General features: G+C 65.3%; 17 protein-coding genes. 15 read left to right on the top strand and 2 right to left on the bottom strand.

Translation table 11 applies throughout. The annotated features are described in order from the left end of the window. Window positions 1–374: 374 nt before the first annotated feature. Window positions 375–1,385: a polyprenyl synthetase family protein gene (locus ACFFWD_RS17210; protein WP_376967155.1), complete on the bottom strand. Its 1,011-nt coding sequence runs from the start codon at window positions 1,383–1,385 to the stop codon at window positions 375–377. Window positions 1,386–1,521: 136 nt separating this feature from the next. On the opposite strand from ACFFWD_RS17210, the gene ACFFWD_RS17205 reads away from it, so the two are divergent. From ACFFWD_RS17205 to ACFFWD_RS17170, 8 genes are all read left to right on the top strand, one after another. Next, complete coding sequence (locus ACFFWD_RS17205; RefSeq protein ID WP_376967153.1) at window positions 1,522–1,749, top strand: putative signal transducing protein; 228 nt, start codon at window positions 1,522–1,524, stop codon at window positions 1,747–1,749. Further along, window positions 1,742–2,506 carry a tRNA1(Val) (adenine(37)-N6)-methyltransferase gene (locus tag ACFFWD_RS17200; protein WP_376967151.1) on the top strand — a complete coding sequence of 255 codons (765 nt, stop codon included), beginning with the start codon at window positions 1,742–1,744 and terminating at the stop codon, window positions 2,504–2,506. Before ACFFWD_RS17205 ends, ACFFWD_RS17200 begins: the two co-directional genes overlap by 8 nt. A 247-nt stretch (window positions 2,507–2,753) precedes the next feature. Continuing rightward, entirely contained in the window at window positions 2,754–3,665 is a 912-nt protein-coding gene (locus ACFFWD_RS17195; protein ID WP_376967149.1) for a S49 family peptidase, read from the top strand. 115 nt (window positions 3,666–3,780) lie between these two features. Next, complete coding sequence (locus ACFFWD_RS17190; protein ID WP_376967158.1) at window positions 3,781–3,972, top strand: hypothetical protein; 192 nt, start codon at window positions 3,781–3,783, stop codon at window positions 3,970–3,972. Between the two features lie 262 nt (window positions 3,973–4,234). Continuing rightward, the gene (locus ACFFWD_RS17185; RefSeq protein WP_376967147.1) at window positions 4,235–5,173 is read left to right on the top strand and encodes a glycine--tRNA ligase subunit alpha; all 939 of its coding nucleotides are present in this window, start codon (window positions 4,235–4,237) and stop codon (window positions 5,171–5,173) included. Beyond that, entirely contained in the window at window positions 5,173–7,350 is a 2,178-nt protein-coding gene (gene glyS, locus ACFFWD_RS17180) for a glycine--tRNA ligase subunit beta (RefSeq protein ID WP_376967145.1), read from the top strand. Before ACFFWD_RS17185 ends, glyS begins: the two co-directional genes overlap by 1 nt. Window positions 7,351–7,353: 3 nt before the next feature. After that, window positions 7,354–7,947, top strand: a complete 594-nt coding sequence (locus ACFFWD_RS17175) for a class I SAM-dependent methyltransferase (RefSeq protein ID WP_376967143.1) — start codon at window positions 7,354–7,356, stop codon at window positions 7,945–7,947. A gap of 119 nt (window positions 7,948–8,066) precedes the next feature. Continuing rightward, window positions 8,067–9,158: a hypothetical protein gene (locus tag ACFFWD_RS17170; RefSeq protein ID WP_376967141.1), complete on the top strand. Its 1,092-nt coding sequence runs from the start codon at window positions 8,067–8,069 to the stop codon at window positions 9,156–9,158. Window positions 9,159–9,268: 110 nt separating this feature from the next. Here ACFFWD_RS17170 and ACFFWD_RS17165 read toward each other — a convergent pair whose 3' ends face one another. After that, the gene (locus tag ACFFWD_RS17165; RefSeq protein WP_376967139.1) at window positions 9,269–9,622 is read right to left on the bottom strand and encodes a DUF1236 domain-containing protein; all 354 of its coding nucleotides are present in this window, start codon (window positions 9,620–9,622) and stop codon (window positions 9,269–9,271) included. 238 nt (window positions 9,623–9,860) lie between these two features. Between ACFFWD_RS17165 and ACFFWD_RS17160 the strand changes: the two genes are divergently transcribed. From ACFFWD_RS17160 to ACFFWD_RS17130, 7 genes are all read left to right on the top strand, one after another. Beyond that, complete coding sequence (locus ACFFWD_RS17160) at window positions 9,861–10,016, top strand: DUF3096 domain-containing protein (RefSeq protein ID WP_376967137.1); 156 nt, start codon at window positions 9,861–9,863, stop codon at window positions 10,014–10,016. Window positions 10,017–10,107: 91 nt separating this feature from the next. Then, window positions 10,108–13,011 (top strand): pyruvate, phosphate dikinase, encoded by a 2,904-nt coding sequence (gene ppdK / locus ACFFWD_RS17155; protein ID WP_376967135.1) that lies wholly within the window; start codon window positions 10,108–10,110, stop codon window positions 13,009–13,011. Window positions 13,012–13,343: 332 nt separating this feature from the next. Beyond that, window positions 13,344–14,819 carry a cell wall hydrolase gene (locus ACFFWD_RS17150; protein WP_376967133.1) on the top strand — a complete coding sequence of 492 codons (1,476 nt, stop codon included), beginning with the start codon at window positions 13,344–13,346 and terminating at the stop codon, window positions 14,817–14,819. Between the two features lie 181 nt (window positions 14,820–15,000). Then, window positions 15,001–16,245: an MFS transporter gene (locus ACFFWD_RS17145; RefSeq protein WP_376967131.1), complete on the top strand. Its 1,245-nt coding sequence runs from the start codon at window positions 15,001–15,003 to the stop codon at window positions 16,243–16,245. 44 nt (window positions 16,246–16,289) lie between these two features. Further along, the gene (acuI, locus tag ACFFWD_RS17140; RefSeq protein ID WP_376967129.1) at window positions 16,290–17,276 is read left to right on the top strand and encodes an acrylyl-CoA reductase (NADPH); all 987 of its coding nucleotides are present in this window, start codon (window positions 16,290–16,292) and stop codon (window positions 17,274–17,276) included. A 182-nt stretch (window positions 17,277–17,458) separates the two neighbouring features. Continuing rightward, window positions 17,459–18,058, top strand: coding sequence for a hypothetical protein (locus tag ACFFWD_RS17135; RefSeq protein ID WP_376967127.1), 600 nt, complete (start codon window positions 17,459–17,461; stop codon window positions 18,056–18,058). A 134-nt stretch (window positions 18,059–18,192) separates the two neighbouring features. Continuing rightward, entirely contained in the window at window positions 18,193–18,426 is a 234-nt protein-coding gene (locus ACFFWD_RS17130) for a DUF6894 family protein (protein WP_376967125.1), read from the top strand. Window positions 18,427–18,430 lie beyond the last annotated feature (4 nt).

Below are 18,430 nucleotides of genomic sequence, written 5' to 3'. Positions count from 1 at the left end.
ATCGCGCAGGGAAAGCCGGCGTGTTTTCCGGTTTCACCTGTGGTCCTACCCCCGTGCTTTCTGTTGCACGGGACCCATGGGTGCGATCGGCACCCGGCTTTCCCTGCGCCCTCTGATTTCAGAGCGGCGAAGATTGAAGCAAGCCTCGGACGCAATCGGCGCCGCGAGAATGCGGATGTTTGACTCACATAGCGCGCAACAAACTCATGTCGTCCCGGCGAAAGCCGGGACCCATAACCACGACTGTCACTTGTTGCGCACCGTCGGAACGACGAGTCCCGTCGACAACACGGCCGCGGAGTATGGGTCCCGGCTCCCGTGCGCAATTGCGCACTAGGCCGGGACGACAGTTGTGGATGTGGATGGAGATCAGCTCAATGCGACCGCGCGAGACAGAACGCAACCACCTCTTCCAGCGCCGTCTTCATCGGCGAGGGCGGGAACAGCGCCAGCGCATCGACCGCCATGGCGCCGTAGTGCTGGGCGCGGCTGATCGTGTCCTCGAGCGCGCGGTGCTTGGTCATCAGGCCGATGGCGTGGTCGAGATCGTTCGCGCCGATCTCGCCGCGCTCGAGCGCGCGGATCCAGAATTTGCGCTCGCTGTCGTTGCCACGGCGGAATGCCAGCACCACCGGCAACGTGATCTTGCCTTCGCGGAAATCGTCGCCGACATTCTTGCCGAGCTTGGCGGACTTGCCGCCGTAATCGAGCACGTCGTCGACGAGCTGGAAGGCGATGCCGAGATTCATGCCGACCGAACGGCAGGCGGTCTGCTCGGCCTTTGGCCGGTTGGCGATCACCGGACCGACCTCGCAGGCCGCCGCGAACAACTCGGCGGTCTTGCCTCGGATGACGGCGAGATATTCGTCCTCGGTGGTCGCGGTGTTCTTGGCGGCGGCAAGCTGCATCACCTCGCCCTCGGCGATGGTCGCCGCCGCGGACGAGAGGATGTCGAGCGCGCGCAGCGAGCCGACCTCGACCATCATGCGGAAGGCCTGGCCGAGCAGGAAATCGCCGACCAGGACGCTCGCCTCGTTGCCCCACAGCATCCGCGCCGACAATTTGCCGCGGCGCAATTCGCTCTCGTCGACCACGTCGTCATGCAGCAGGGTTGCGGTGTGCATGAACTCGACCGCGGCGGCGAGCTTGATGTGGCCGTCGCCGGAATAGTCGGAGAGCTGGGCCATCGCCAGCGTCAGCATCGGCCGCAGCCGCTTCCCGCCGGAGGAGATCAGGTGATTGGCGACCTCGGGGATCATGGTGACCTCCGAGCCGGTGCGCGACAGGATGGTGGCGTTGACGCGCTCCATGTCGGCGGCGACAAGTCCCACCAGCCCGTCGATCGAAGCATTAGACGGACTCTCGAAGGGTACAATAACCGCCACGCTGGTCTCCAATTTTGCCGAATTCGCACTATTCTCAGCTATAACAATAGAAACTGCGCGTCGAAGCGGCAAGGCCACGAATTTGTTGACATGTGTGGCCTGGGCCCCACAGCCGGCCGGCAGAGGAGAGCGTGATTTGCGGGAATTGGTTCGGACCAACGACGTGGTGCTGGTCTCCGCCATCGGCGCGCTGCTCGATGGCGCCAACATCCACCATCTGGTGCTGGACCAGAACATGAGCATCATCGAGGGCTCGCTTGGCGTCCTGCCGCGGCGGATCCTGGTGCATGAGGACGACAATCGCGAGGCGCGCCAGCTGCTGACCGATGCGGGCCTCGGCCACGAATTGCGGGCCGATGAGTAGTCCCGCCGCCGTCACCGAGGATGGCTTTCTCGGCGGGCAGCTCAGGTTACGGCAGCCGCGCAGCGGCCATCGCGCCGGCCACGACGCCATCCTGCTCGCCGCGGCGACGCCGGCATGCGCGGGCGATCGCGTCGTCGATTTTGGTGCCGGCGTCGGCGCCGCGGGGCTTGCGGTCGCCAGGCGCGTGGCGGGCCTCGACCTTGCCCTGGTCGAGATCGATGCAACACTTGCGGAACTGGCAAGGAATAACGCGGCGGCCAATGCGATCATGGCCAATGTGAGCGTACTCGACGTCGGGGCCGGCGCCGAGGCGTTCGCGGCTGCCGGCCTCGCGCCCGACAGCGTTGACGTCGTGCTGATGAACCCTCCGTTCAACGATCCGGCGAGGCACCGCGTCTCGCCGGACCGGGGGCGCGAGGTCGCGCATGTCGCGACCGCGACCACGCTCGAGAGCTGGATCCACGCGGCGCGGCGGATCCTCAAATCGAACGGGCGGCTTGTGATGATCTGGCGGGCGGATGGGATCGCCGAGGTCCTGCAGGCGCTCGGCCGCGGCTTCGGCAGCCTCGAAATATTGCCGGTTCACGCCGATGTGTCCGCGCCGGCGATGCGAATCCTCGTTCGCGCCACCAAGGGCGGGCGCGCGCCGACGCGTCTCCACGCCGCGCTGCTGCTCAATGATGAATCAGGTGTGCCCAATAATTGGGTGCAGGAGATCCTGGCTGGAAAGGGAGGATTGCCGCTGTCACGGCCTTGAGGGGCAGCCGCGCCGCCCGCGTGATCGCGCGTTTCGCAGCTACCGCGGGGCCGATTCCGATTGCCGTTCAGGCGTTGACGTGAAGCGGACCGCGGCGAGGAGTGTACCGATCAGCAAAATCAGCAGATAGATTTTCATGCCCGCTCTCCGCTGCGCCATTGCAGCCCCGACGGCCGAAATGCAAAACGCGTTCCACGCGTCGGAATGACAGGGGCGGGATAAAAAGTGGTTAATTCGAGGTAACGGCATGAGTGAACAAATAAGTGATCGCGCAGCGCGGCCGGGACTTGTCGAGCGCGTGCAAGGCGTGCTGCCCGCGCGGTTCAGACCCGGCGTTGCCGTCGTGCCGGTGGTTCGGCTCTCGGGCGTGATCGGCGCGGTGACGCCGCTCAGGCCCGGCATGACGCTCGCCGGCGTCGCCAAGATGCTGGAGCGCGCCTTCGGCACCAAGAATGCCAAGGCGGTAGCGCTGGTGATCAATTCGCCGGGCGGCTCTCCGGTGCAGTCGCGGCAAATCTATCTGCGCATCCGCCAGTTGGCCTCCGAGAAGAAGCTGCCGGTGCTGGTGTTCGTCGAGGACGTCGCGGCGTCCGGCGGCTACATGATTGCCTGCGCGGGCGACGAGATCTACTGCGACCCATCCTCGATCCTCGGCTCGATCGGCGTGGTCGGCGGCAGCTTCGGCCTCGAGGGCCTGATCAAGAAGATCGGCGTCGAGCGGCGGCTCTACACCGCCGGCAGCCACAAGGCGATGCTCGATCCGTTCCTCCCCGAAAACCCTGACGATGTCGCGCGGCTGAAGGCGATCCAGCGCGAGATCCACGCGATCTTCATCGCGCTGGTGAAGCAGAGCCGCGGCGGCCGGCTGAAGGGCGCCGACGACGTGCTGTTCACCGGCGAATATTGGGCGGGCGAGAGCGCAATCAATCTCGGCCTGGCCGACGGCGTCGGCGACCTCCGCTCGACGCTGCGCGCCCGCTATGGCGAGAAGGTGCTGACGCCGGTGATCGCGCCCGCCGCCGGTATGCTGGCCGGCCTGCTCGGCCGGCGGGCGCCGGGGGCCGGGTCGCTTGGAACCCTGGATACAATCGGCGGACTGCCCGACGAGGTGATCTCGGCGCTCGAAACCAGAGCGATTTGGGCCAAATTCGGGTTCTGACACGTGGTTGTGAGCGCGCCATTTAGTCCCAAAAGCGCGATTGCGGCGCAGGCGCCCATGCGCGACAATGCCTGTCATTGGGGGCCTGACCGACGTGAACGACAAGGATCGACCGATGCCGCCGCTGATTGCATTCGCAGGCGTCCTGGGTGGCCTGGCCGTGGTCCGCTGGGCATACAAGACGGCCGTTCGGATCAACCAGGAGCTGGAAGAAGCGCGGCTCGCCCGCGTGGCCGAAGCCGCCCGGACGGGCGAGATCAAGACCCTGCGCCGCGACCCCGTGACCGGAGCCTATCGCCCGGGATAGGGGCTCATATTACCTTAATAGCCGCGCAGGGACTGTGCTCCCTCTCCCGCTTGCGGGGGGAGGGCTGGGGTGGGGGTGTTACCGCGAGTCGTATTGTGGAAAGAGCCCGCACCCGGATCGCATCTGAAGATGCGATCCGACCTCCCCCGCAAGCGGGAGAGGTGAAGCGAACCCAAACCCACCGGCATCGCCTTGATTTGATTGGCCGTCGCCGATACGGTCCCGCGCGCTCAAAACCCCCCTCGCGAGACCTGATCTGACGATGGACGCCCTGCCTAACCACATGCGCCCGGAACGATCGTTCCAGGGCTTCATCCTTGCTCTCCAGCGCTTCTGGGCCGAGCAGGGCTGCGTCATCCTGCAGCCCTATGACATGGAAATGGGCGCCGGCACCTTCCATCCCGCCACCACCCTGCGCGCGCTGGGACCGAAGCCGTGGAACGCGGCCTATGTGCAGCCCTCGCGGCGGCCCAAGGACGGCCGTTATGGCGAAAATCCCAACCGGATGCAGCACTACTACCAGTTTCAGGTGATCATGAAGCCGTCGCCGCGGAACCTTCAGGACCTGTACCTGAAGTCGCTGGCCGCGATCGGCATCGATTCCTCTGTCCACGACATCCGCTTCGTCGAGGACGACTGGGAGAGCCCGACGCTCGGCGCCTGGGGCCTCGGTTGGGAGTGCTGGTGTGACGGCATGGAGGTCTCCCAGTTCACCTATTTCCAGCAGGTCGCCGGTGTCGAATGCGCGCCTGTCTCCGGCGAGCTCACCTACGGGCTCGAGCGGCTTGCGATGTATGTGCAGGGCGTCGACCGCGTCTACGACCTCAACTTCAACGGCCGCGAGGGCGCCCAGAAGGTCACCTATGGCGACGTGTTCCTGCAGGCCGAGCAGGAATATTCGCGGCACAATTTCGAATATGCCGACACCGCGATGCTGTTCGAGCAGTTCCGTATGGCTGAAGAGGCCTGCCGGAAATATCTCGCCGCCGGCTGGCGTGAGGGTGGCAACCAGAAGGAACATCTGATGGCCCTGCCGGCCTATGACCAGTGCATCAAGGCGAGCCACGTGTTCAACCTGCTCGACGCCCGCGGCGTCATCTCGGTGACCGAGCGGCAGAGCTACATCATGCGCGTGCGCGAGCTGGCCAAGGCCTGCGGCGAGGCGTGGATCCACACCGAAACGGGCAGGGTGGCGGTCTGATGCCCGATCTTCTCATCGAACTGTTCTCCGAAGAAATCCCCGCGCGCATGCAGGCGAAGGCGGCGGACGATCTGCGTCGCATGGTGACCGACAAGCTTGTGGCCGAAGGCCTCGTCTACGAAGGCGCCAAGGCGTTCGCGACGCCGCGTCGCCTCGCGCTGACTGTGCATGGTATCCCGGCGCGCCAGCCCGATCTCAAGGAAGAGCGCCGCGGCCCGCGCGTCGGCGGGCCCGAGCCCGCGATCCAGGGATTTTTGAAGGCCACCGGCCTTGCCTCGATCAGTGAGGCCAAGATCCAGAACGACAAGAAGGGCGATTTCTACATCGCGCTGATCGAGAAGCCCGGCCGCGCCGCGATCGACGTGATCGCGGAAATGCTGCCGGTGATCATCCGCACCTTCCCCTGGCCGAAATCGATGCGCTGGGGCGCGCGTTCCGCCAAATCAGGCTCGCTTACCTGGGTGCGCCCGCTGCACGCGATCACCGCCACCTTTGGTCTCGAGACCGAGGAGCCCGACGTCGTCAATTTCTCCGTCGACGGCATCGAGGCCGGACAGACCACCTACGGCCATCGCTTCATGGCGCCGGGTCCGATCAGCGTGCGCCGCTTCGCGGACTACGAGGCCAAGCTGAAGGCCGCCAAGGTCGTGCTCGATCCGCAGGCGCGCAAGGACATCATCCTGGAGGACGCCAAGGAGCTGGCGTTCGCGCAAGGGTTTGAGCTGGTCGAGGACCAGGTGCTGCTCGACGAGGTCTCCGGCCTCGTCGAATGGCCGGTCGCGTTGATGGGCTCATTCGACAAGGAATTCCTGTCGATCCCCGACGAGGTGATCCGCGCCACCATCCGCAACAACCAGAAGTGCTTCGTGGTGCGCGACCCCAAAACGGGGAAGCTCGCCAACAAGTTCATCCTGACCGCCAACATCGAGTCGACCGACGGCGGCAAGACCATCATCGCCGGCAACGAGCGGGTGATCCGCGCGCGGCTGAGTGATGCGAAGTTCTTCTATGAGACGGATCTGAAGACCAAGCTCGAGAGCCGGCTGCCGAAGTTCGAGCAGATCGTGTTCCACGAGAAGCTCGGCACGCAGGCGGAGCGGATCAAGCGGATCGAGCGGCTCGCCGCCGAGATCGCTGGTGCGTTGTGGCAACAGCGCGTCACCTTCTTCCAGGGTGAATTCCTCAACGCTGACGACCTGAAGACGGAAGAGGATTACGTCCGCACGGTGCGGCGCGCCGCGCATCTTGCCAAGGCCGATCTGCTGACCGAGGTCGTCGGCGAATTCCCTGAATTGCAGGGCCTGATGGGCAGATATTATGCGCTCGCCCAGGGCGAACCTAAGCTGGTCGCCGCGGCGAGCGAGGAGCATTACAAGCCGCAAGGGCCCAACGATCGCGTGCCGACCGATCCGATCAGCGTCGCGGTCGCGTTGGCCGACAAGCTTGACACGTTGGCTGGTTTCTGGGCGATCGACGAGAAGCCGACCGGATCGAAGGACCCGTATGCGCTGCGGCGTGCGGCCTTGGGCGTCATCAGGCTGATCGTCGAGAACGGGCTGCGGCTACCGATTTTGAACGTAGCTCTCTCGGCACTCGGCGGCTTGCTTGAAAGGCGCCCTAGGGAAGCGATCGTCGATAGCCAAGAGCTTCCGAGCGATTTGCTCGCCTTCTTCGCTGATCGTCTGAAGGTCCAGCTCCGCGACCAGGGTGCGCGTCACGACCTCGTCGACGCGGTGTTCTCGCTCGGCGGCCAGGATGATCTTCTGCTCGTCGTCCGCCGCGTCGAGGCGCTCGGCAAATTCCTCGACAGCGACGACGGCAAGAACCTGCTTGCGGGGACAAAACGCGCCAGCAACATCCTCGCGATCGAGGAGAAGCGGGACAAGCGGACGTTTGATGGCGCGCCCGACGTCGCGCTCTACAGGCTCGATGAGGAGAAGGCGCTGGCGAAAGCGATCGCGCAGGCGAAGAGCGAAGCCTCCGCTGCGGTCGCCAAGGAGGACTTTGCCGCTGCAATGAGTGCGATGGCAAAGCTCCGGCCTGCGGTCGACGCGTTCTTCGACAAGGTCAAGGTCAATGACGATGACCCCAAGGTGCGCGAGAACCGCCTGAAACTGCTCAACGAGATCCGCGCCGCGACGCGTGCGGTTGCGGACTTCTCCAGGATCGAGGGCTGATCGATGGACCGCGCAACGCTCGCCGCTTACGACAAGGAAGCGGCGGCGTTTGCGCAGGACTGGCACGATCAGCCGGCGCCGGCCGATCTGCACGACATCGTCAGCCGTTTCTTCATCAAGGGCGGCTCAACCGCCGATATCGGCTGCGGCAGCGGCCGCGAGGTGGCCTGGCTGAATGCCAACGGCTTCCCGGCCGAGGGCTTCGACGCTTCCGAAGGCCTGCTGGCGGAGGCCCGCGCGCGCTATCCGCAGGCCCGCTTCGCGCAGACCGAGTTGCCCGAACTCGACGGCATCGCCGCCGCCAGCTTCGACAATGTGCTGTGCGAAACCGTGATCATGCATCTCGACCGCGCACTGATCGCGCCGTCGGTCCGCCGCATGCTCGAGATCGCAAAGCCCGGCGGCATCCTCTATCTGAGCTGGCGCGTGACCGATGGCACCGATGCGCGCGATGCGCACGGCCGGCTCTATGCCGCGTTCGATGCGGCGCTGGTGCGGGCCGAATTGACGCAGGCTGCGCTGTTGCACGACGAGGAGGTCGTCAGCGCGTCGTCCGGCAAGGTCATTCACCGGATCGTCGCTCGGAAGGGTGGGTGAGGAGCTGTCGGAAATATCCGGAAATAATTTGCAATTTGTTAACCATGTCCTGCGAGGGTCCCGCCGGGTCAACGATTTCTTAAGAAATCGCCCCCCGCGCAAATGCAGGGACCTCGCCCATGACCTCGATCGGCACCGCGCTCAACCCCTACGCCCAATATGGCTCGGCTTACGCGCGGGCCGCCGCGACGCCCTCGCTGGCGGCGACGCTGTCGGGCGACGGCAGCGAGGGCGATCTCTCGACGCCGAACGCGGCGACCACGCACACGCTGTCGGATGCGGCGCGCGCGCAGCTCGCCAAGGCGCCGCTCGCGGACTTCACCACCGTGACAAACGACGCCCGCACCACGCTCGACCGGCTCTACACGGCCGCCGGCGTCAAGGCGCCGATCGTCGACGGCAAGACCACCATCGATCTCTCGAGCTTGGATCGGCGCGCGCTGTTTGCGATCTCGACCAACAATGGCGGCAAGTTCACCCCCGACGAGCAGGCGGTCGCGGCGGGCGAATTAAAGCAGCGTTTCAACACGGCGCTGGCGCCGTCGCTTGCGACCACGCGCCTCACCGGCGACTACAGCGTCAGCTACAAGGCCGCGCTCGACTATCTGGACGGCGCAAGCCCGGAGGAGAGGGCGACCGCGACCTGGGCGGCGCAGCGCGCGGCGGTGCTCAAGGGCTATCAGGCGACGCAACAGGACCCGCACACCGCACCATCGGCAATTTCAGGAGATCCGGTCGCGGCTCTGTTCGCGGGAACGACCGGCCCGACGAAGATCCGCGACTTCGGCAGCGTGGCGAACGACGTCCGCGCGTTCCTCGATCGGCAGAAGAGCGAGGCGGCGCGCAACGGCAAGGAGCTGGTGTTCGACCGCGGGCGCAAGACCGGACAGCTCGCCGATCTCTCCTCGCTCGACAACCGCTCGCTGTCGGCGATCACGCTGAACCAGGACAAGCGGTTCTCCGTCGACGAGATCCACGCCGCCAAGCAGGAGCTCAGCGCGCGAACGCGCGCGGCCGTGCTCGACGCGCTGAAGCAGAGTCAGTCGGCCGGCGACCCGCGCCAGTTCAGCCTCGGCATCCTCAAGACATACTCCGCGATGAGCGCCGAGGAGCGGCAGGCGACCAACTGGACCCCGGAATTCCAGGACACCGCGATCAAGAGCTACAAGTCGACATCGCGATTGCTCTCGATATTGCGACAGCACGCGTAGCAGAAAAGCCCTGCCCGGAGGGGAGGCCGGGCAGGGCTTTCAGGTCCGGTCAATCCTCGCGCAGATCCGCTTGCGCGGCGCCCGGACTCTGTCGTTCAGGTCACCGGTACTTACTCGACCACCTGAACGATGCGACGCGAACGCGGCTCAACCAGGACGGTCTCGCCATTCACGACGGTGTAGCGATAGGGCGTCGCGCCGAACCGCTGCGGCACGTCGTAATAGGTCACGCCGATATCCGGCAGCACGGTGCCGACCACGACGCGATCGGGGATCGTGTAATTCGGCACGCGTTCGCGCACGACGTATTCGCGGAACGCCGGACGCTGCTCGATGGTGATGCCCTGGTCGGCATCGATCGCAACCGCGCCGCCGCGGACGATACCCACGGTCTGCGCCTCTGCGGCAACAGCAGGCACCGTGATCGCAGCGGCAACGGCGACAGCGAGGATTCTGTTTCGCATGGCTTGCTCCATTCACGCTGGAAGACGCCGGCGCATCGCCAGCGCGCATGCATGGCCAATTCATCGCAAGCGGTGACGTTCCTGAAAAATCACCGTCATATACGCGGCATTTTCAGGCAGATTTCGTGGGCGGTGGAACCAGTTGCGGCGACAGGCGTCTTGATGTCGGAACTAGCTCGGCGGATACAATGCCGCCCTCGATTCGATCTTCCGAAAATCCAGCCGGAGAATTCTAGAAATGGTCATCACCGCTGCGCATGTGCCTGCCATCGTGGCCCTGATCGCGGGCATATTGATCCTCATCATGCCGCGGCTCCTCAATTTCATCGTCGCGATCTATCTGATCTTCGTCGGACTGGTGGGGATGGGCCTGTTGAAGTGGCTGCACTTGTAGCGAGAGAGCGGGGTTTCGCGGCTTGCGCGGGACCCCTCAAAATGGTGTAAGGCGCGCATCTTCGACCCCTCTTTACGGATTGTAGTCTGATATGGCCAAAGCCGTCGCGAAGTCCAAGAAAACTCCAGCGAAATCAAAGTCCTCCGCCCCGGCCCGGAACGCCGCGCCGCCGGCGCGCAAGGCGCTGAAGAAGAGCGCTCCCAAGGTGGTGCCGAAGGCCGCCGCCAAGCCGGCGGCAAAGCCTGCCCGCAAGGCGCCGGTCGCCAAGGCTCCAGTTACCAAGGCTCCAGTCAAGGCTGCGCCGGCTGCAATCAAGGCGGGCAAGTGGGTCTATACCTTCGGCGACGGCAAGGCCGAGGGCCAGGCCGGCTTGCGCGACCTGCTCGGCGGCAAGGGCGCCAATCTCGCTGAGATGGCCAACCTTGGGTTGCCGGTTCCGCCTGGCTTCACCATTCCGACGTCCGTCTGCACCTACTTCTACGAGCACGACAAGACCTACCCGAAGGAATTGAAGGCGCAGGTCGAGAAGGCGCTCGACTATGTCGGCAAGCTGACCGGCAAGGCGTTCGGCGATGCCAAGAACCCGCTGCTGGTGTCGGTGCGCTCCGGCGCGCGCGCCTCGATGCCGGGCATGATGGACACCGTGCTCAATCTCGGCCTTAACGACCAGACGGTGGAAGCGCTGGCTGCGCTCTCCGGCGACCGCCGCTTCGCCTATGACAGCTATCGCCGCTTCATCACGATGTATTCGGACGTGGTGCTCGGCTTCGAGCATCATCACTTCGAGGACATCCTCGACACCTTCAAGGACAGCCAGGGCTACTCGCTCGACACCGATCTGACCGGCGACGACTGGGTCGAACTGGTCGGCAAGTACAAGGAAGCGGTGGCGAAGGAGACCGGGCAGGACTTCCCGCAGGATCCGCACGCGCAGCTGTGGGGTGCGATCGGCGCGGTGTTCTCATCCTGGATGAACGCGCGCGCGGTGACCTACCGCAAGCTGCACGACATTCCGGAATCCTGGGGCACCGCCGTCAACGTGCAGGCGATGGTGTTCGGCAACATGGGCGATACGTCGGCGACCGGCGTTGCCTTCACCCGCAACCCCTCGACCGGCGAGAGCAAGCTCTACGGCGAATTCCTGATCAATGCGCAGGGCGAGGACGTCGTTGCCGGCATCCGCACGCCGCAGGACATCACCGAGGAAGCCCGCAAGGAAAGCGGCTCCGACAAGGCGTCGATGGAAGCCGCGATGCCGGAGGCGTTCAAGGAGCTGACGCGGATCTACACGCTGCTCGAGAAGCACTACCGCGACATGCAGGACATGGAGTTCACCGTCGAGCAGGGCAAGTTGTGGATGCTGCAGACCCGCGGCGGCAAGCGCACCGCGAAGGCTGCGCTGCGCATCGCGGTTGAGCTCGCCAATGAGGGCCTGATCTCCAAGCAGGACGCGGTGACCCGGATCGATCCGGCGTCGCTCGACCAGCTCTTGCACCCGACGATCGATCCGGCGGCCAAGCGCGACGTGATCGCGATCGGCCTGCCGGCGTCGCCCGGCGCGGCGTCGGGCGAGATCGTGTTCTCGTCGGACGAGGCGGCCAAGCTGCAGGCCGACGGTCGCAAGGTGATCCTGGTCCGCATCGAGACCAGCCCGGAAGACATCCACGGCATGCACGCCGCCGAGGGCATCCTGACCACGCGCGGCGGCATGACGTCGCACGCGGCGGTGGTCGCGCGCGGCATGGGCAAGCCCTGCGTCTCCGGCTGCGGCACCATCCGCGTCGATTACGGCCGCGGCACGATGAGCGTCGGGCAGCGCACCTTCAAGACCGGCGACGTCATCACCATCGACGGTTCGGTCGGCCAGGTGCTGGCCGGTCGCATGCCGATGATCGAGCCGGAGCTCTCCGGCGAGTTCGGTACGCTGATGGGCTGGGCCGACCAGGTCCGCAAGCTCGGCGTCCGCGTCAACGGCGATACGCCGGACGACGCGCGCACCGCGGTGAAGTTCGGTGCCGAGGGCATCGGGCTGTGCCGCACCGAGCACATGTTCTTCGAGGAGACCCGCATCCGCACCGTGCGCGAGATGATCCTCTCCGAGGACGAGCAGTCGCGCCGCGCCGCGCTGTCGAAGCTGCTGCCGATGCAGCGCGCCGACTTCGTCGAGCTGTTCGAGATCATGAAGGGCCTGCCCGTCACGATCCGGCTCTTGGATCCTCCACTCCATGAATTCCTGCCGCACACCCAGGCGGAGATCGAGGAAGTGGCGCGCGCCATGAACACCGATCCGCGCAAGCTTGCCGATCGCGCCCGTGAGTTGTCCGAGTTCAACCCGATGCTCGGCTTCCGCGGCTGCCGCCTCGCGATCGCGTACCCGGAGATCGCCGAGATGCAGGCGCGCGCGATCTTCGAGGCCGCCGTCGAGGCCGGCAAGCGCACCGGCAAGGCCGTCGGTCTCGAGGTGATGGTGCCGCTGATCGCGACCAAGGCCGAGTTCGATCTCGTCAAGGCGCGGATCGATGCGACCGCGGCTGCGGTGATGAAGGAGACCGGCACCAAGCTGAACTACCAGGTCGGCACCATGATCGAGCTGCCGCGCGCCTGCCTGATGGCCGGCGAGGTGGCCGAGACCGCGGAGTTCTTCTCCTTCGGCACCAACGACCTGACGCAGACCACCTACGGCATCAGCCGCGACGATGCCGCGAGCTTCCTCGGCACTTACGTCGCCAAGGGCATTCTCGAGATCGATCCGTTCATCTCGGTCGATCGCGGTGGTGTCGGCGAACTGGTCAAGATCGGCGTCACGCGCGGCCGCAAGACGCGGCCGAGCCTCAAGGTCGGCATCTGCGGCGAGCACGGCGGCGATCCTGCATCGGTCGCATTCTGCCACCAGGTCGGCCTCGACTACGTGTCGTGCTCGCCCTACCGCGTGCCGATCGCGCGTCTCGCTGCGGCGCAGGCCGCGCTCGGCAAGGCGATCGCCAGCCAGGCATAAGCAAGGGCGAATTTGCGAGTTGAAAATGGCCGGGACCTGTCCCGGCCATTTTGCTTTTATCCGCAGGTTCCCGGTCGTCGCGCTCCGGTGCGAAAGCCATGCGTAAGACCTTCTTCATCATTCCCGTTGACCGGATCTTTACCAATCTCATCCGCAGCGCATTTACCAACACACCCGATGCGCAGTGCGAAACGCCTGCGATTGCTTGCGTGTAGCGCGCGTGCAACGCCGATTAACTCCGCGGCAACCTAAATTCGATAGCAACAAAAAAGGTCGAATTGCGCGGACGTACCGTATTCGATTGCACCTAGTAAGCGTTGCGTGAGCGTACGATGTTTGTGTTGCGTAACCAGCCGAAGAGCGCCCGGCTTGCGCTCTTCGGACTCGGTCTCAGCATCTTCGCGTTGATGCCGACCGAGAGCGGATATCAGGATATCGCTTCGCTCTTGGCGCGACAGCCGGGCGTCGCGGAGCGCTGGCAGAAGCGCGTGTTCTCGTCCGCGGTTGGTTCGATCCAGGTCGCCACCTACAGCTTCGGCCGTCCGATCGGAACGTCGGCTCCGCAAACCGCCACCTATCGTCTCGCGAGCCTCGACAATCAGGGCATCGACATCACGGGCGCCGTGACGCACAATCCGATCGTCGCGCCGCCGCCGCGCTACCAGGCTTCCGATTTTCCCAGGGTCGACCGCACGCTGAAGGGTGACCGTCTCGTCGTCGCGAGGCCGGATCCGGTGGAGCCCGCGGCGCCCGCCAACACCGGTCCGTCGAACGAGGATCCCGCGACATCCAATTCGTCCGTCCAGGGCATGAAGACCGCGGACAGGGCGCCAGCCGAAAGCGCGCCGCTCGATCCCGAATTGCAGGAAGCGCTGCGCGCGCCGCCGCTGCCGCAATATTCGGCGCCGCAGCCGCAATATGACGTATCGCTATCGCTCGAGCCGGCGCCGCTCGACGATCGGAAGGCTGCGCCCGCGGCAAACGACACGGCCGCCGGCGCCACCCCGCCGCGCGATGGGTTCTCGTTCAAGACCTCGAGCCTGTTCTTCGGCTCGTCGCTCGGCACGCCCGAAAGCATCGAGCGCTGGCAGCCCGGCGAGGAGCCGACCATCGTGACGCCGGTCACGGTGCCTGATCCCGACATGAAGGTCATGGCATCGTTGCCCGTTGATGCCGACGGCCCGGTCAAGGCCGGCGAGATGGGCGAGAGCATCGCGCCCAAGGGTGAGGTCAATGCCGACGACCAGCGCGCCAAGACGCCGGCTGAGCGGCTCGGCCTGCTCGACGCGAAGGCGCGCGCCAAGTCGGAAAAGTGCCTGGCCGAAGCGGTCTATTTCGAGGCCCGCGGCGAAGCCGTGCGCGGCCAGATCGCAGTGGCGCAAGTGGTGCTGAACCGCGCCTTCTCCGGCAAATATCCGGAGACCGTGTGCGGCGTGGTCTACCAGAACAAGCACCGCCATTTCGCCTGCCAGTTCACCTTCGCTTGCGACAATGTTCGCGACGTCGTCCGCGAGCCCGACATGTGGGAGCGCGCGCAGAAGATCGCGAAGGCGATACTCGACGGCAAGCTGTGGCTGCCGGAGGTCGACCGCTCGACCCACTACCACGCCTACTGGGTGCGGCCGTCCTGGGTCAGCGAAATGAAGAAGACCTACAAATTCGGCGTCCACACCTTCTATCGTCCGCGCGCCTGGGGCAACGGCAGCGACGCACCGAGCTGGGGCAATCCGACCGAAACCGCCGCGATCTCGGCCCAGCTCGCCGAAGCCGCCCAGAGCTCCGCCGAACAGGCCAGCGCGAAGCGCTAGCTCGTCCCGGTCCTGGCCGGCGCCGGGGACGACCTTGCTGATCCTTCCGTTTTGCAAAGCTGCCCTGCAGGCAAATATTTTTCTCCTGCGCCCCCTTGGGGTTTCATGCAGCTGCATTAACTCCCCGTAACGTTCGGCGCGGGGCGACTCCCGCGCCTATAGCTTGCGGGGGAATAACAAGATGGCTGTGACCACCGGCGACCTTCGTCCAACCTCCACCACGTGGCGCACACCGCTCGTGATCATCATCTGCGGCTGCGCCATCGCGCTTCTGAGCTTCGGCCCGCGTTCCAGCCTCGGCTTCTTCGTGCAGCCGATGAGCCGCGAATTCGCCTGGGGCCGCGACGTCTTCGGTCTTGCGATCGCGTTCCAGAACCTGCTGTGGGGCCTCGGCCAGCCGATCGCCGGTGCGATCGCCGACCGCTTCGGCATTCTGCGCGTGATGGTGGTCGGCGCCCTGCTCTATGCCGCCGGTCTGTTGTTGATGCGCTACTCGACGACGCCGTTGTCGCTCGACATCAGCGCCGGTGTGCTGATCGGTTTCGGCCTGTCGGGCTCGTCGTTCAACCTGGTGCTGTCGGCCTTCAGCAAGCTGTTGCCACCCGAGCGCCGCGGCCTCGCGCTTGGCGCCGGCACGGCCGCCGGCTCGTTCGGCCAGTTCCTGTTCGCGCCGTTCGGCGTCGCCCTGATCGACAATTTCGGCTGGCAGAGCGCGCTCGTGGTGTTCGCTGCGCTGATGCTGTTGATCCTGCCGCTGTCGCTCGCGCTCTCGACGCCTCCGACCGAGACCAGCAATGCTCCGGCCGCCGACCAGCAGTCGTTCAAGACCGCGCTTGCCGAAGCCTTCGGCCACCGCTCCTATGTGCTGCTGGTGCTCGGCTTCTTCACCTGCGGCTTCCAGCTCGCCTTCGTCACTATCCATCTGCCGGCCTATCTCGCCGATCGCGGCATTTCGGCGACAACCGGCGGCTGGGTGGTCGCGGCAATCGGCCTGTTCAACATCGTCGGTTCGCTGAGCGTCGGCTGGCTGCAGAACTTCTTCCCGAAGCGCTACATCCTGTCGATGATCTATTTCACCCGCGCGCTGGCGACCGTCGCCTTCATCTCGTTCCCGATCACGACGTTCTCGGCGATCGCGTTCGGCGCGATCTCGGGTCTCACCTGGCTGTCCACCGTGCCGCCGACCTCGGCGCTGGTGGCGCTGATGTTCGGCACGCGCTGGTTTGCCACGCTCTACGGGTTTGCCTTCGTCAGCCACCAGGTCGGCGGCTTCCTCGGCGTCTGGCTCGGCGGCATCGTGTTCGAGCAGTACGGCTCCTACACGCCGGTCTGGTGGCTGTCGATCCTGTTCGGCGTGCTGTCGGCGCTGATCAACCTGCCGATCGTGGAGGCCCCCGTTTCACGGCCGGTTGCGCAGCCTGCCTGATGGGTTAAACATTCCCCGAAACCAGAATTCGGGGAGTGCACATCGTGGCAACGTTCAAGGCAATCAGGATCGACAAGGCGGACAAGGGTACCACCGCCGCACTCACGCAGTTCGACGAAGCCGAATTGATGGATGGCGACGTCACCGTGCGGGTCGAATGGTCGACGCTGAACTACAAGGACGGCCTCGCGCTCACCGGCAAGGCACCGGTGGTGCGGCGGTTCCCAATGATCGCCGGCATCGATTTCGCCGGCACCGTCGAGCAATCCAACCATCCCGACTGGAAGGCGGGCGACAAGGTCGTCTGCAACGGCTGGGGCATGGGTGAAACCCATCTCGGCGCCTATGCCGAGAAGGCCCGTGTCAAGGGCGACTGGCTGGTGCGTCTGCCGGACGGGATTTCGGCGCGCGATGCGATGGCGGTCGGCACCGCGGGCTACACCGCGATGCTGTCGGTGCTGGCGCTGGAGCGGCACGGGCTCACCCCGAAGAGCGGGCCGGTCGTGGTGACCGGTGCGGCCGGTGGCGTCGGCTCGGTCGCGATCGCCGTGCTGTCGAAGCTCGGCTACCACGTCATCGCCTCGACCGGGCGGGCGTCGGAGGCCGACTATCTGAAGGGCCTCGGCGCTGCCGAGGTGATCGACCGCGCCGAACTGTCCGGCCCCGCCAAGCCGTTGGCGAAGGAGCGCTGGGCCGGCGGCGTCGACAGCGTCGGATCGACGACGCTTGCCAATCTGCTGTCCATGACCAGATACGGCGGCGCCATCGCGGCCTGCGGTCTGGCGGCGGGCATGGACCTGCCGACCTCGGTCGCGCCGTTCATTTTGCGCGGAGTGTGCCTTCTCGGCATCGATTCCGTGATGTGCCCGATCGAGCTGCGGAGACAAGCCTGGCGGCGCCTCGCCAGCGACCTGGATAAGGCAAAACTCGCTGATATCACTCATGAAATCGCCCTTGGCGACGTCATCTCCCACGGCCCGAAAATCCTCGCGGGGGAGGTGCGCGGCCGGATCGTGGTAAAAATAGTCTAACGGCGTTCAGACTTTACCAACCAAGCTGCTCCAATGTTGCCACGGTTGGTATGGTAAGCAGCGGGTAAAGAAACTTGCGGCATGATCCGGGGGGCCGGATTTCCTCGCCACAAACGCGACGCGTTTGAGTGGGGATCATGCGCAAAGGAGCGGGAGCCCGCGCTCGTCAGTTGGAGTAGCTCATGCTTGCGCGTTTTGTGTTGGGGGCGGTTACAGCCGGGGCGATGGTTGCACCGGCATTCGCGGGCTCAATGAACGCCGACGAGGCGCGCAGGTTCGTTGCAGGCAAGGTGTTCGCCTTCACCTGTTTCGACGGCACCCGCGGCGCCGGCCGCATCCTCGACGACATGGGCGCGGCAGGCTCGATCCAGTTCTCCGGCTCCGGCCCGATCCGCCACGTGCGGCTGCCCGGCAATACGTTGCAGATCCGCGGCCAGAGCGTCTGCGCCTCGCTGAAGGGCATTCCGTTCGAGCCCTGTTTCAATCTCGACAAGCGCGACGAGCGTTCGTTCCGCGGTTCGGTTTCCGGCATGGGCTTCGCCTATTGCGACTTCCGTCACCAGGGCGGCCAGCAGATGTTGATGGCCCGCGCCGTGGCGCGGCCGCGCACGCTGCGTCCGCCGGAGCAGACGCGCTCCGCGGACGCTTCGCAGACCGACGTGACGGCGCGCGTGGAAACGCCGCGCGTCGAGCGCACCCGGCTCGAGCCGGTCAAATCCGAGAGCGGGGCCGAACCGGCGAAGACCGAGAGCGCGCCGGAACTGCGTCGCTCGACCGACTAAGGTTTACCTTCGCAGGCACGCTTATTCGCCGCCAAGCCGTAGTCATACGGATGGCGGCCTTCATGCCTTGGTAGCTACTCAATGTTCAACGTCTCACGAGGGATCGGAGGCGGTTCTCGCATTTGAGTAGTGTTATGGCCTTGTATTTCTTTCGGATCAGTCACGGCGACTATGCGGGCGCATCCGATCACGGAACGGAATTCGAAAGCCACGAGGACGCCTGGGCCGAGATGACGAAAGTGTGCAGCAACTTCCTCGCCAGCATCTCGCGCAATCTCAAGCAGAACAGCGAATGGCACATGGAGCTGCTCGACGAAGGCAGGAAGCCCGTGTTCAGGATTCGCCTCGTCGCGGAATCGGTCGGCTGACATC

Origin of the sequence: Bradyrhizobium erythrophlei (assembly GCF_042430365.1) — a bacterium.
Lineage (GTDB): Bacteria > Pseudomonadota > Alphaproteobacteria > Rhizobiales > Xanthobacteraceae > Bradyrhizobium > Bradyrhizobium erythrophlei.
This window is presented reverse-complemented; position numbering and strand designations above follow the sequence as displayed.